Below are 12,105 nucleotides of genomic sequence, written 5' to 3'. Positions count from 1 at the left end.
TGTTTTTGTTTGGAGCGGTATGTGCGGCTTCATGCAGGCCGGGGTGTAAAACACGGCGCATGCTCCTTACCTAATACGCATGCTGTGCGGCCCAGACCGGCTTGGGACGCACGGTTTTGGTACAGATGATCAGGAACAGGGTAGTGTCATGACCGAGTATTCTCCCCCACGGGTATGGGTCTGGAACAAGGGTAATGGGGGTGCGTTTGCCAGCACCAACCGTCCGGTGGCTGGCCCCACGCATGAGCAGGCGCTGCCAGTCGGCAAACATCCGCTGCAACTTTATTCTCTGGCGACCCCGAACGGCGTCAAGGTTACGACCATGCTGGAGGAACTGCTGGCGCTGGGCCACAAGGGGGCGGAATACGATGCGTGGCTGATCCGTATTGGGGAGGGGGATCAGTTTGGCAGCGGGTTTGTGCAGATCAACCCGAATTCAAAAATTCCGGCTATGGTGGACCAGAGCGGGGAACACCCGGTCCGGGTGTTTGAATCCGGCTCCATTCTGCTCTATCTGGCCGAAAAATTTGGGGCGTTCCTGCCTGCCGATCATCAGGGCCGTACCGAGTGCCTGAACTGGCTGTTCTGGCAAATGGGTAGCGCACCCTATGTGGGTGGCGGGTTTGGGCATTTTTACGCCTATGCCCCCCACAAGATAGAATATGCGATCGACCGTTTTGCCATGGAGACCAAGCGGCAGCTTGATGTGCTCAACCGCAGGCTGGCCCAGAGCGCATATATTGCGGGCGATGACTATACCATTGCCGATATGGCCATTTTGCCGTGGTATGGCTGGCTGGTGGAAGGCTGGCTGTATAATGCGGCAGAGTTTTTGAGCGTGCAGGACTACCCGCATGTGCAACGCTGGGCAACCGAACTGCTTGCCCGCCCCGCCGTGCAGCGCGGGCGCATGGTCAACCGCACTTTTGGCGACCCCGCCAGCCAGTTGCATGAGCGCCACGATGCCAGCGATTTTGCAACCAGAACAGAAGACCGCCTGAACGCCACAAAGCCCTGAAGAATGGCCACACGGCAGGCCCGCTCCAGTAAGGGCTCTGCCTGCCGCGCAGGGTTTGCTGTTTACCCTCTGTTTATGGTGCGGGTGTCTGCCCGCGCCATAATGTGGGGCTGGTCAGGATTTTTTTACAAATTCGGACTTCAGGTTCATTGCACCAATGCCGCTGATCTTGCAGGCAATGTTGTGTCCGTCCGAGCCATCAACCAGTTTGATGTTCTTGACCTTGGTGCCACTTTTGACCACCAGCGATGACCCTTTGACCTTAAGGTCCTTGGTTACGGTAATGGTGTCACCATCAGCCAGCACATTGCCGTTGGCATCGTGGATAACGCCGGTGTCCCCCGCATCCGTCTCCGCGCTGGTGGAGAGTTCGTTCCATTCATGCGCACATTCGGGGCAGACCCACAGCCCACCGTCCTGATAAATATGCTCACACCCGCATTGCGGACAGTTGTGTTGGTCGCTCATGTGCATCCCCCCGTGTTACAATCGGGGGCAACCTAATACATGCGCCGGCCAATAGAAATAGCGGCAGCGCAGTGCATTAGTTCAGCGTGGCTTATGCGGTGGAGGCGTTTGTGGCCTGTGCCACCGGTTTGCGATGGGCGCGTACACACAGCAGCACGCTGAACACGACACAGCCAAAAGCCACGGCCTGTGTGCCTGTAGGCATGCGCTGCTCCCATATAAACCCGTAGCAGAGCGAGAATAGGGTTTCGAACAGGATCATCTGCCCGACCAGTGTCAGCGGGAGGAGCTGGTTCATCCTGTTCCACAACGCATTGCCCGCAATGGAGGCCAGCAGGGCCACCCCGGCGCTGACCAGTGCAAAATTGCTCCATTGCGCCAGCCCGTGGGTTGTGGGGTCCAGCAGCAGGGCAAGGGGGAGCAGGGCCAGATTCTGCGCACCTGTTGCAAGCCCGGTCAGCAGGTTCCAGTCATGGGCGGAAAAATGGCGCTGGCGCACAAGGGCGCGGCTGTTGCCCACGGCATACAGCGTCCATGACCCAAGGGCGGCTACGGCACAGAGCAGCCCAAAAAAAGGCGCGCGTGCGACGGAGTGCGTGTGCATGGCCTGCCAGCCAATACAGATTGCCCCCGCCACACAAAGTGTGATGGAAGGCAGCAGCTGGCGCAGGGGCAGCGCGTCCTTGTCGCGGCTGCCAACCAGCGTGACCAGCACGGGCAAAAACCCGATGACAAGAGTAGTGGTGGTTATGCCCCCGTTTTTGACCGCGCTGGAGAGCAGAACATAGTAAGCCGTATTCCCCGCAAAGGAGAGCCAGTTAAGGGTCCACCACGTGCGGAGTGGCACGGTGTGGCTTAAAACCCGCCAGCGTGGGGCAACCATGGCGGCAGCAAACAGGCCATACAGGACGTAGCGGCCACAGGCCATTTCCAGCGGTGTAAAACTGCGGATGAGCTCGGGCGCCAAAAAGACCAGCCCCCACAGAGCACCGGCCCCCATGCCACAGGCAATACCTTTACCAAGGTTATGGTGCTCGGCCGGATGGTGCATGGTTTATGCCGCCTTAATCGGAATGATGGGGCCCGCTGTTCTACCGGGTGGGCAAAACCCGAAGGCGGAACTGCGGGGGGAGTGTATGTGTATGCCTCTTAGCCACAAGTGCAGGTCCAGCGCAATTTGGTATGTCGGTGGGTGCTTGGTGCACAGGTGGTTGTGATGCCACGCACCTATAAAAGCCGTTTTGGATCAGGCGTTCCCAAAACGTCTGTAACGGAACGGAGGGGGTGTTTGCGGGCGGCTGGCAATGGCCTGCGTGACCTGCTGGTGGTCGGGGGATTTATGGCACACCGGGTCGGCAGCGCTGGCGTTGCCTGCAAGGGCCAGCGCCTGACAGCGGCAGCCCCCCCAGTCCTCCTCCTTGAAGGCGCAGGACTGGCAGGGTTCGGGCATCCACTGTGTGCCACGGAAGAGGGTAAAAATGGGAGCTTCCTCCCATATGGCGGCCAGTCCTGCATCGCGCACATTGGGGAAGGTGATGTTGGGTATGGTTTCCGCCGCATGGCAGGGCAGAACTTTGCCGGTGGGGGTGACGTTTAAAAAACGCTGGCCCCACCCGCCCATGCAGGGTTTGGGTCGGTCCTCATAATAATCGGGGGTTACAAAATCTATGCTCATGCGCCCCGCAAGCCTTGTGCGTGCAGCGTTAACGGCCTCGGTCGTGGCGTCAATCTGGGCGCGGTCGGGCAGGAGTGCATCGCGGTTGAGCAGGCCCCAGCCATAATACTGGGTATGCGCAATTTCCACCCGCCTTGCCCCCAGTTGCTCGGCCAGTTCCAGCATGGCGGGTACCCGCTCTGCATTCTGGCGGTGGATAACAAAGTTGAGTGTCAGCGGCAGGCCTTCGTCCGTAATCAGACGGGCGGCTTCCAGCTTTTTGGCATGGGCGCCAGCCATGTTGGCAATACGGTCTGCTGTTGTGGCCTGCGCGTCTTGGAAGGAGAGCTGGATATGGTCCAGACCCGCATCAGCCAGTGCGCGCAGGCTATCGGGGCGGATAAGCACGCCTGACGTAATGAGGTTGGAATACAGGCCCGCCTTGGCCGCATGGCGTACAAGCTCGGGCAGGTCGGGGCGGGCCATTGGCTCCCCGCCGGAAAAATGCACCTGTAGCACGCCCATCTGCGCGGCCTCGTCCAGCACGCGCTGCCATTCCGCCGTACCCAGTTCCTGCGTTCTGGGGTCGAGCATAAGCGGGTTGGAGCAGTAGGGGCATTGCAGGGGGCAGCGGTGGGTTAGCTCCGCCAGCAGGCTCATGGGGGGTGGTGGGGCGGTCATGCGTGCAGCAGAACCTGCTTTTCGGCCAGTTCGGCCACCATGGCCAGCACGTCCTGCGCAATAACGGGGCGGGGCGCGTCAAACTTCTGTGCCAGCAGGTCTATGACTGCGCCAAGCGTGCGTGTGCCATCCACCAGTTGCAGAATTTCTGCTGCTACCGGGTCGGCATGGAAGGCGCGTTCGGGGGCCTGAATAAACCACATCTCGCGCACGCGGTCGTATTGCAGGCGCGTGCCACGCGCAAAGCGTGGCACGGTGGTCTCGGTTATGCTGTGGGCCGGAGCCCCGGTCATGCCTGCGTGTCCGGGCGGAATGCGCCGGGGGGAATGCGAGCAGGCACCACATAGGCGTAATCCAGCGCATCCAGCATGGACCACAGCACGTTACATTTGAACTTCAGCGCGTCGAGCACGGCTTTCTGCTGTTCCGCCGTGCGGGCGTGTTCGCGCACATAGGCTAGTGCAAAGGCGGAATCCTGCGGGGCCTGCGTCAGCCGGGGTTTGAAGTAGGCAAGTGTTTCCTCGGTCACAAAGTCATAGTTGCCGAGCATGCCCGCCACACGTTCGCTGATGATGGTGGGGGAGAAAAGCTCCGTCAGGGAGGAGGCTATGGCCTCCAGAATGGAGCGTTCGCGTACGAACTGTACATAGGCCTCCACGGCAAAGCGTGTGCCCGGTAGCAACCCGTCGAGTGATTGCACATACGCGCGGTCCAGCCCCAGCCCATCGGTCAGCTTGAGCCAGCGGGCCACGCCCCCCGTGCCGGGCTGTGTGCCGTCATGGTCCTCCAGCCTGCGCCGCCATTCACGCCGCAGTTCCGTGGTGGGCAGGCGGGCCAGCAGGGAGGCATCTTTTGCGGGAATGCTGGCCTGATAATAGTAGCGGTTCAGCGCCCATGCCTGCACCTGCCCCTTGTTGAGCTTGCCGTCATGCAGGGCGCGGTGGAAGGGGTGCAGGTTGTGGTAACGCTCCGCCCCAATGGCGCGCAGGGCGGCTTCCAGCGCATCGGGGGTGAGAATACGGTCTGTCATAGTCTTACCTTCATGCCATCAAAGGCCACGTCCCAGCCTGCGGCTTCGGCCTGTTTGCGCTCGGGGCTGTCTGCGAGCAGAACGGGGTTGGAATTGTTGATGTGGATGAGAATCTTGCGTTTGACATCCATCCCGGCAAAGGCGGCAAAGGTGCCATCGGGCTGGTCAGCCAGAGACATATGGCCCATGCGGTGGCCGGTTTTGCTGCCAAGGCCTGCGCGCACCATTTCATCATCAGTCCACAGGGTGCCGTCAAAGAACACGGCGTCCGCACCGTTTATGCGCGTGCGCAGGGCGTCTGTCATCATGGCGCAACCGGGAATGAACAGGGCGTGGGACGTGCCATCGGTTATGTCCAGCCCGATTGTCTCACCATTATTCATGATCTCGGCCGGGTTTTCGGTTTTTTCGGCATAGAGTGGCACCTTGCCGGGGACCGAAAACGGGGTAATGCAAAAGCCCGGTGGTTCAAGGGCTATCGGGCGGTCCAGCATCATGGGCAGGCGCGGCACAAGAGTGCGGTCGAGCGCGGTAAATATGGGGTTGGCGTCCAGCTGGTCCAGCACGGCTTGGGTTGCATACAGCCCAAACGCCTGCCGCTCACGCAGGGTCAGCAGGCCGGTAATGGCGTCAATTTCGCCACTGGTCAGCACAACTCCGGCAATGGGGGTGGAGCGCAGGCCGGTGCGGGGGTGCAGGTCGGGGGTCTGGTTGATCTGGGTCCGCAGGTCGGGGGAGGCATTGAGCACATACCATGATGTGCCATCCCCGCTGACAGCAATGGAGGCCTGTGTGCGGGCAGGGGCTGCGGGGTCGCCCGCGCGGGCGCGGCGGCAGGCGGGGGCGTTGGAGTTCCATTGCGGAAAACCGCCACCGGCGGCAGCGCCAAGGACAACAATATCAAGCATAAGAGGCTTTCTGAACAAAAAAGCCGTCAGGGGGCAAGCCGGTTAGGCACAACCCACCTGACGGCTGAGGAGGGGGAGCCCTCCCTTATTTTTTTTGACCGCAGACATAGCTGTTGATTTCTGCGCCCAACGGGATTTCCGTCACTTTTGGTGCGTTCCAGGCCATGATGTGCCTCCTTGGCATTGGGTGTGGTGTGCACAAAACGCAGCCACACATCGCAAGAACATGCGGTGCGTCAGAGCGGGGGTCAGTGTGATGAAAAATAACAAACGTGCAAGGGTTTGCGCCTGCATAAGGGGGTTGTGCACGGCTTTCTCACGGGAGTGTGATTGACCGCCCCCTTCAGGGCTGGTGCAGGTGTTTCATTCTGAAACACATTGAACGGTCGGGTGCAGGTCCAGCCGCATGGCGCAGCGGGTGGTGGCGTCAAAGCCATGCGCCACCTCCTGTTCCAGTATATGGCTCAGCCGTGCATCCAGCGCATTGGCGGGTACAACGTAAAACCCGGCGGAGGCATAAAACCGCGCGTTCCACGGCACGGCCCGAAAGGTTGTAAGCGTGACGTGGCGCATACCCCGCTCCTGTGCCGCTTGGCACGCGCTACGCAGCAGGCGGCGGCCCAGCCCGTGGCCCTGTGCAGCCTGTGCGACCGACATTTCCTGTATATGCAGTGTCTGCCCGCAAGGGGTGGCGCTTAAAAAGCCGCGTAACTGGCCCGTTGCCTCTACCCCGACCCAGCAGGTCTGTGTTGCAACGCAGTTCTGGTGGGCGGTTGCGGGCATGGTTGCGCTCCCGACCAGCCATGCCAGCTCCGGTATGTTGGCAAAAGCTCGTGCCGCGTCCTGCTCCAGTGCGGGCAGGTGGGCACACTCCGCCAGAGTGGCAAGGCGGACTGTGCAGGAGCGTGGCCCTGCTGCATGGCGGGCTTGCGTGTGGGGCGTAAACCCCGCGCCGTTGGTCCGCTCAGGCAGGGGAAGGCGCGCCATCGGCAAGGGTGACAATGAGCGGCACATGGTCGGACGGGCGCTCCTTGGCGCGTTCGTCCCTGTCTGGTTGTGCTGTTTGCAGGCGTTCGGCCACGCGGGGGGAGAGGAGCATGTGGTCGATCCGCAACCCGCTGTCACGCGGCCATGCCCCGGCCTGATAATCCCAGAAGGTGTAGGCCGCCCCGCTGGGGTGGAGGGCGCGCAGCGCGTCGGTCAGGCCCAGCCAGCGCAGACGCCGCCATGCGGCCCGGCTTTGTGGGCGCACCAGCGCATCATCCGGGCCAAGAGCGCCGGGGGCGCAGTCCTCGGCTGTGGGGCAGATGTTATAGTCCCCCGCCAGCACAAAGTCCGTATCCTGCCCCAAAAACGCCTGAGCGCGCGTAGTGAGCGCGGACAGAAACTCCAGCTTGGTGGCATATCCCTGCTCCGCACCGGAGTTGCCGTTGGGCAGGTACAGGTTGCCCAGCACCAGCCCTTGGGTCTGCACCTCCACATAGCGTGCGGCGGGGTCGGTAAAGCCGGGCAGGTGCTCGGTGGTGACCGTAAAGTCCCCGCGCACCAGAGTGGCAACCCCGTTATACGACTTCTGCCCGACCACGGCGCAGCCGTAGCCAGCCTGCTCAAACGCGGCGGTGGGGAACAGATGCGCCTCGCACTTGATTTCCTGCATCATCAGCACATCGGGCTGTTCGCGCGCCAGCCAGTCCAGCACCAGGTCCTGCCGCAGGCGAACCGAGTTTACGTTCCATGTTGCGAGCTTCATGCGAGGGAAAAGCTCGTGCCGCAACCGCAGGAGGAGGCCGCATTGGGGTTGGAAACACCAAAATGCGCGCCCATCAGCTTGTCCTCAAACGTCAGCTCCGCACCGGCCAGCAGGTCAAGGCTTGTGGGGTCCACCACCACAAGGGCGCCGTTTTTTTCTATCCGCACGTCATCGGCGGCCAGTCCGTCCGGGGGCGTGAGGATGAACTGATACTGGAATCCGTTGCACCCTCCGGCTTCTACCGCCACGCGCAGGGCCACGGGGGCTTCCTGCGCACTGGTAGCGCTGGCCTGCTTTTTGGCAACCACGCTGGCAATGCGGCTGGCCGCAGAATCGGAGACGGAAAAAATGGGAGCTGGCTGTGTCATGCTCCATAGATAATCCGCCCACGCGCCGGTTTGAAGGGGAAAGACACCTCCAATGGTCAACTTTCCTCCAATAGCCTAGGATCGGGGGGCATGGTCCGTGGGCATTGTGCCGCCCGGACCTGCCAGGAGGTGCATAATGCCGCAGGCCACACAACGCGATGAGCTGATGCCCTATGCCGTACAACCTGCCGAAGGACGGGGCAGGCGGCTGCATGTAGAGCCCGAATCCCTGACCCGCTCCCCCTGGCAGCGTGACCGGGACCGTGTTGTCCATTCCTCGGGCTTCAGGCGCTTGCAGTATAAAACGCAGGTGTTCATCAACCACGAGGGCGATTTTTTTCGCACACGGCTGACCCATTCGCTTGAGGTCGCACAGGTGGCCCGCTCCATGGCCCGCTACCTGCGGCTGGATGAGGACCTGACCGAGGCCGTTGCACTGGCGCATGACCTTGGCCACACCCCCTTTGGCCATGCGGGGGAGGACGCCCTTGCCAAACACATGTTGCCCCATGGCGGGTTTGACCACAACGCACAGGCCCTGCGGCAGGTCATGCTGCTGGAGCGGCGTTACCTTGCGTTTGATGGGCTGAACCTGACGTGGGAGACGCTGGAAGGGCTGGCCAAGCACAATGGCCCCGTGCGCAGGCCCTCTGCCCGTCTGGCGGAGCTGGATGCGCTGTTCCCGCTGGATCTGGGGGGCTATGCCTCGGCCGAGGCGCAGGTGGCCGCCCTGGCGGATGATATTGCCTACCACGGACATGATCTGGACGATGGCGTAAAATCCGGCCTGCTTGCGCTGGATGATCTGGTGGACGTGCCACTGGTGGGGCAGGCACTGGCCGAGGCCCGCGCACTGGCAGCAGACCTGCCGCGCTCCGATACCCGGACCCCCCAGCGCATCCGGCACGAAATGGTGCGCCGCGTCATTCATGCGCTGGTCAGCGATGTGCTGGTCTGCACCCGCGCACGGCTGGCCGATCTGGCGCCACGCAGTGTGGAGGACATCCGCGCAGCCAATGCCCCGGTTGTGGCCTTTGGCGAGGCTATGGAGGAAGCAAACAAGGGGATCCGCAAGTTCCTGTTCGCAAAGCTGTACAGGCACTGGAAGGTCAACCGGATGACCCATAAGGCCCGGCGGGTTACGGGGGAGCTGTTCACCACACTTACGGAGTCGCCCAACCTGCTGCCAGCCGAGTGGCAGCAGCGCGCAGGGGGCAAAGATGAGGGGGCCGTACACCGCACCGTGGCGGATTACGTGGCTTCCATGACCGATCGCTACGCCATGGAAGAACATAGGCGGTTGACGGACCTGTCCGTTGCAGGCTGATAAACGCGTTTGCTGCACCAATTACGGGGTTGAGTTGTCCATGTCCGAGTGTGTTTTCCAACGTTACCGTCATCATGTTCTGGCCATTGTGCGTGAACTGTTGCCCGACGTGGCGGAGGAAACGCTGGCCCGTGTGGAACTGACCCCCACGCGTGACCCGGCGCACGGGGATATGGCTACAAACGCGGCCCTGCTGCTGGCCAAGGCCGCACGCCGCAAACCGGCAGATATTGCAGCCGATCTTGTAGCCGCCCTGCTCAAGGTGGACGGCGTAGCCGCCGTAGCCGCAGCCGGGCCGGGGTTTGTCAACATTACCCTGCACCCCGGCGTGCTGCGCGCCGTGCTGCCTGTGGTGCTGGGTGCGGGCGAGGTCTATGGCCAGTCGCAGGTCGGGCGCGGTGTGCGGGTGAATGTGGAATACGTGTCCGCCAACCCCACAGGCCCCATGCATGTCGGCCATTGCCGTGGCGCCGTGGTGGGTGATGCGCTGGCCAACCTTATGGCCAAGGCCGGGTTTGACGTCACCAAGGAATTCTACATCAACGACGCGGGTAATCAGGTCAAGGCGCTGGCATGGGCGGCTTACTGGCGTTATCTGCAGGTGCTGGGCACCACCATGGCGCAGGATGATTTTTCGGCCCTTGCCCCCGGTGGCCTGCAATATCAGGGTGAATACCTTATTCCCGTAGGGGAGGCACTGGCCGCCGAATTCGGCAACAAGCTGGCCGAGGTGGATGTGGACGGCACCCCCCGCCCGGCCCCCGAGGCAACATGGCTGGAGACCGTGCGTGGCTTTGCCGTGGCGCACATGCTGAGCGCCATAAAGGAAGACCTCGCAGCCCTTGGTGTGCACCATGATGTGTTTTCGTCCGAGGCGGATGTGCTGGCCCGTGGCGTGACCGATGCCGCCATAGACCAGCTTGCCAAGGCGGACCTGCTGTACAACGGCGTGCTGGAGCCCCCCAAAGGCAAACTGCCGGACGACTGGGAGGAGCGCGAGCAGCTCCTGTTCCGCTCCACAGGCTTTGGGGATGACGTGGACCGCCCGCTGCGCAAGTCCGATGGCACGAACACCTACTTTGCCAACGACATTGGCTACCACATGGACAAGGTGGCCCGTGGCGCGCAGGTCATGATTGATGTGTGGGGCGCTGACCACGGCGGCTACGTCAAGCGCATGAAGGCCGCAGTCAAGGCCCTTACGGGGGATACCGTGCCGCTGGAAGTGCTGCTGTGCCAGATCGTGCATATCCTGCGCGACGGCCAGCCGGTCAAAATGTCCAAGCGTGCGGGTACATTTGTCACCCTGCGTGACCTGATTGATGAGGTCGGGCGTGACGCGGTGCGCTTTACCATGCTCACCCGCAAGAGCGATGCCCAGATGGAGTTTGATCTGGACCTTGTTGTGGCCCAGCAGCGCGACAACCCCGTGTTTTACGTGCAGTACGCCCACGCCCGCTGCCGCTCCGTGCTGCGCAGTGCAGCGGAGGAGGGCGCTTACGGCGCCGTGGATGATGCAGCCCTTGCCACCGCCACGCTGGACAGCCTGACTTCGGATGCGGAAATGGCTCTGGTGCGCCGTCTGGCCGAGTGGCCACGTATGGTGGAAGCCGCAGCCCTTGCGCGTGAGCCGCACCGCGTTGCGTTCTATCTGGCCGAACTGGCGGGGGATTTTCATGCCCTGTGGAACCGTGGGCGTGATGATGCGTCCCTGAGATTCTTGCAGTCGGGTGCGGTGGAGGCCACACGTGCGCGTCTGGCTCTTGTCGCGGCTACGGCGGCAGTTATCCGCTCCGGCCTTGCGGTCATGGGTGTGGACCCGGTGGAGGAAATGCGCTGATGAATACTGATGAAGACCGGCAGGGCACCACACAGGGCTCCACCGTAGAAGAGCGGATCAGCCGCGCGCGTGAGCGCATGAGCATGGATTATGATGACAAACCCGCCCCCCGCTCCACGGTGGGGAGCCGGATGGCAGGCGGCAACAGGCTGACAGAGCTGATGACCGGCTTTTTGGGGAGCGAGTCCGGCACGCGGCGGCTGGCCTATGGCGCTGCCGGGCTGGGCGGGCTGCTGGTGCTGGGCATTGGCGGCTGGGCGGTGCTCGGGCACCACCAGAGCGGTATTCCCGTTATGGGGCCGCCCCCGGTTGCCATGCGCACCAAACCGGTTGATCCGGGCGGTATGCAGCTGGATACGCTGGCCCTGCCCGATGCGGATGCAACCCAGCAGGGTCACCCTGTGCCCGCGCCGGAAAAACCAAACCCCGCTGCTTTGGCCGCGCAGTATGGTGGGCAGCCCGCCGCAGCACCCGGTGCTGCGGCCCCCAATGCGGCAAGCCCTGCGGCTCCCGCCCCAGCAGGGGCGGAGGGCAGTGCTGCTCCGGCCGCTGCGGCTAATGCGACCCCAACGCCAGAACCGGCCCCCGTGCCCGATGTCGCTGCCCAGTCTGGTGGGGCGGCACTCAAACCTGTGCCCACCACGCCCCTGCCTGCGCAGGGTACGGCCACGCCAGCCGAGCCAGCCCCCGAACCGTTGAAGGAAGCCCCCCCCCCCACGGATGAGGTCTCCGATGGGGAGGAGGAAGCAGCCCCCCGGCCCGCAGCCAAAAAAGCGGCTCCGGCGGTGCGTGGCGCTACTGGCAAGTATCAGGTCCAGCTTGCGGCCTTGCAGACAGAAGCTGATGCCCAGAAGGAATGGACACGGCTGAAGACCCGCTACCCCACCCTGTTTGGTGATGTGACGCCAGCTTTTGTCCGTACCGAGCAGAACAACGCCACGTTCTACCGCCTGCGCGTGCAGGGTTTTGGCGCGGTTGCGGATGCCAAGGACTTCTGCTCCTCCGTGCGTGAGCGCGGCATGGCCTGCATGGTGGTGCGCCCCTAGCGCACAGCCCGGCAA

General features: G+C 62.7%; 14 protein-coding genes. 4 read left to right on the top strand and 10 right to left on the bottom strand.

Annotated elements, in window-relative coordinates; all coding sequences use genetic code 11:
• The first annotated feature begins 148 nt into the window (after positions 1 to 148).
• On the top strand, positions 149 to 1,018 hold the full coding sequence (yghU, locus tag HK26_RS01985; protein ID WP_086638294.1) for a glutathione-dependent disulfide-bond oxidoreductase: 870 nt from the start codon (positions 149 to 151) through the stop codon (positions 1,016 to 1,018).
• A 114-nt stretch (positions 1,019 to 1,132) separates the two neighbouring features.
• On the opposite strand, the gene HK26_RS01980 is transcribed toward yghU, so the two are convergent.
• The 10 genes from HK26_RS01980 to HK26_RS01935 all read right to left on the bottom strand — a co-directional run bounded on the left by HK26_RS01980 (position 1,133) and on the right by HK26_RS01935 (position 7,877).
• Positions 1,133 to 1,486, bottom strand: coding sequence for a zinc ribbon domain-containing protein YjdM (locus tag HK26_RS01980; RefSeq protein ID WP_086638257.1), 354 nt, complete (start codon positions 1,484 to 1,486; stop codon positions 1,133 to 1,135).
• Between the two features lie 91 nt (positions 1,487 to 1,577).
• Positions 1,578 to 2,537, bottom strand: a complete 960-nt coding sequence (locus HK26_RS01975) for a DMT family transporter (RefSeq protein WP_086638256.1) — start codon at positions 2,535 to 2,537, stop codon at positions 1,578 to 1,580.
• Between the two features lie 195 nt (positions 2,538 to 2,732).
• A complete protein-coding gene (gene pqqE, locus HK26_RS01970; protein ID WP_086638255.1) occupies positions 2,733 to 3,821 on the bottom strand; it encodes a pyrroloquinoline quinone biosynthesis protein PqqE in 1,089 nt (362 codons plus the stop codon).
• Entirely contained in the window at positions 3,818 to 4,114 is a 297-nt protein-coding gene (pqqD, locus tag HK26_RS01965) for a pyrroloquinoline quinone biosynthesis peptide chaperone PqqD (protein ID WP_086638254.1), read from the bottom strand. Before pqqD ends, pqqE begins: the two co-directional genes overlap by 4 nt.
• Entirely contained in the window at positions 4,111 to 4,851 is a 741-nt protein-coding gene (gene pqqC, locus HK26_RS01960; RefSeq protein ID WP_086638253.1) for a pyrroloquinoline-quinone synthase PqqC, read from the bottom strand. The genes pqqD and pqqC overlap by 4 nt, the downstream gene beginning before the upstream one ends.
• On the bottom strand, positions 4,848 to 5,759 hold the full coding sequence (pqqB, locus tag HK26_RS01955) for a pyrroloquinoline quinone biosynthesis protein PqqB (protein ID WP_086638252.1): 912 nt from the start codon (positions 5,757 to 5,759) through the stop codon (positions 4,848 to 4,850). Before pqqB ends, pqqC begins: the two co-directional genes overlap by 4 nt.
• 85 nt (positions 5,760 to 5,844) lie before the next feature.
• On the bottom strand, positions 5,845 to 5,925 hold the full coding sequence (gene pqqA / locus HK26_RS01950; RefSeq protein WP_035370857.1) for a pyrroloquinoline quinone precursor peptide PqqA: 81 nt from the start codon (positions 5,923 to 5,925) through the stop codon (positions 5,845 to 5,847).
• Between the two features lie 197 nt (positions 5,926 to 6,122).
• Entirely contained in the window at positions 6,123 to 6,746 is a 624-nt protein-coding gene (locus tag HK26_RS01945; protein ID WP_086638251.1) for a GNAT family N-acetyltransferase, read from the bottom strand.
• On the bottom strand, positions 6,724 to 7,509 hold the full coding sequence (locus HK26_RS01940) for an exodeoxyribonuclease III (RefSeq protein ID WP_086638250.1): 786 nt from the start codon (positions 7,507 to 7,509) through the stop codon (positions 6,724 to 6,726). The genes HK26_RS01945 and HK26_RS01940 overlap by 23 nt, the downstream gene beginning before the upstream one ends.
• Positions 7,506 to 7,877: a HesB/IscA family protein gene (locus HK26_RS01935; protein WP_086638249.1), complete on the bottom strand. Its 372-nt coding sequence runs from the start codon at positions 7,875 to 7,877 to the stop codon at positions 7,506 to 7,508. The genes HK26_RS01940 and HK26_RS01935 overlap by 4 nt, the downstream gene beginning before the upstream one ends.
• A gap of 136 nt (positions 7,878 to 8,013) precedes the next feature.
• Between HK26_RS01935 and HK26_RS01930 the strand changes: the two genes are divergently transcribed.
• The 3 genes from HK26_RS01930 to HK26_RS01920 are packed head-to-tail and all read left to right on the top strand — an operon-like array spanning position 8,014 to position 12,090.
• Positions 8,014 to 9,204: a deoxyguanosinetriphosphate triphosphohydrolase gene (locus tag HK26_RS01930; protein WP_086638248.1), complete on the top strand. Its 1,191-nt coding sequence runs from the start codon at positions 8,014 to 8,016 to the stop codon at positions 9,202 to 9,204.
• Positions 9,205 to 9,244: 40 nt separating this feature from the next.
• On the top strand, positions 9,245 to 11,044 hold the full coding sequence (gene argS, locus HK26_RS01925; RefSeq protein WP_086638293.1) for an arginine--tRNA ligase: 1,800 nt from the start codon (positions 9,245 to 9,247) through the stop codon (positions 11,042 to 11,044).
• Positions 11,044 to 12,090 carry an SPOR domain-containing protein gene (locus tag HK26_RS01920; protein WP_086638247.1) on the top strand — a complete coding sequence of 349 codons (1,047 nt, stop codon included), beginning with the start codon at positions 11,044 to 11,046 and terminating at the stop codon, positions 12,088 to 12,090. The genes argS and HK26_RS01920 overlap by 1 nt, the downstream gene beginning before the upstream one ends.
• Positions 12,091 to 12,105 lie beyond the last annotated feature (15 nt).

The sequence above is a fragment of the Acetobacter okinawensis genome (assembly GCF_002153655.1).
Taxonomy (GTDB): Bacteria; Pseudomonadota; Alphaproteobacteria; order Acetobacterales; family Acetobacteraceae; genus Acetobacter; species Acetobacter okinawensis_A.
Note: the sequence above shows the minus strand (reverse complement) of the source record. Positions and strands in the feature narration are given on the sequence as shown.

Coding starts and splice junctions, on each gene's coding strand:
- HK26_RS01980 (WP_086638257.1), bottom strand. CDS start 1,486: ATGAGCGACCAACACAACTGTCCGCAATGCGGGTGTGAGCATATTTAT.
- pqqB (WP_086638252.1), bottom strand. CDS start 5,759: ATGCTTGATATTGTTGTCCTTGGCGCTGCCGCCGGTGGCGGTTTTCCG.
- HK26_RS01975 (WP_086638256.1), bottom strand. CDS start 2,537: ATGCACCATCCGGCCGAGCACCATAACCTTGGTAAAGGTATTGCCTGT.
- argS (WP_086638293.1), top strand. CDS start 9,245: ATGTCCGAGTGTGTTTTCCAACGTTACCGTCATCATGTTCTGGCCATT.
- HK26_RS01920 (WP_086638247.1), top strand. CDS start 11,044: ATGAATACTGATGAAGACCGGCAGGGCACCACACAGGGCTCCACCGTA.
- pqqD (WP_086638254.1), bottom strand. CDS start 4,114: ATGACCGGGGCTCCGGCCCACAGCATAACCGAGACCACCGTGCCACGC.
- HK26_RS01940 (WP_086638250.1), bottom strand. CDS start 7,509: ATGAAGCTCGCAACATGGAACGTAAACTCGGTTCGCCTGCGGCAGGAC.
- HK26_RS01935 (WP_086638249.1), bottom strand. CDS start 7,877: ATGACACAGCCAGCTCCCATTTTTTCCGTCTCCGATTCTGCGGCCAGC.
- pqqA (WP_035370857.1), bottom strand. CDS start 5,925: ATGGCCTGGAACGCACCAAAAGTGACGGAAATCCCGTTGGGCGCAGAA.
- HK26_RS01945 (WP_086638251.1), bottom strand. CDS start 6,746: ATGGCGCGCCTTCCCCTGCCTGAGCGGACCAACGGCGCGGGGTTTACG.
- pqqE (WP_086638255.1), bottom strand. CDS start 3,821: ATGACCGCCCCACCACCCCCCATGAGCCTGCTGGCGGAGCTAACCCAC.
- pqqC (WP_086638253.1), bottom strand. CDS start 4,851: ATGACAGACCGTATTCTCACCCCCGATGCGCTGGAAGCCGCCCTGCGC.
- HK26_RS01930 (WP_086638248.1), top strand. CDS start 8,014: ATGCCGCAGGCCACACAACGCGATGAGCTGATGCCCTATGCCGTACAA.
- yghU (WP_086638294.1), top strand. CDS start 149: ATGACCGAGTATTCTCCCCCACGGGTATGGGTCTGGAACAAGGGTAAT.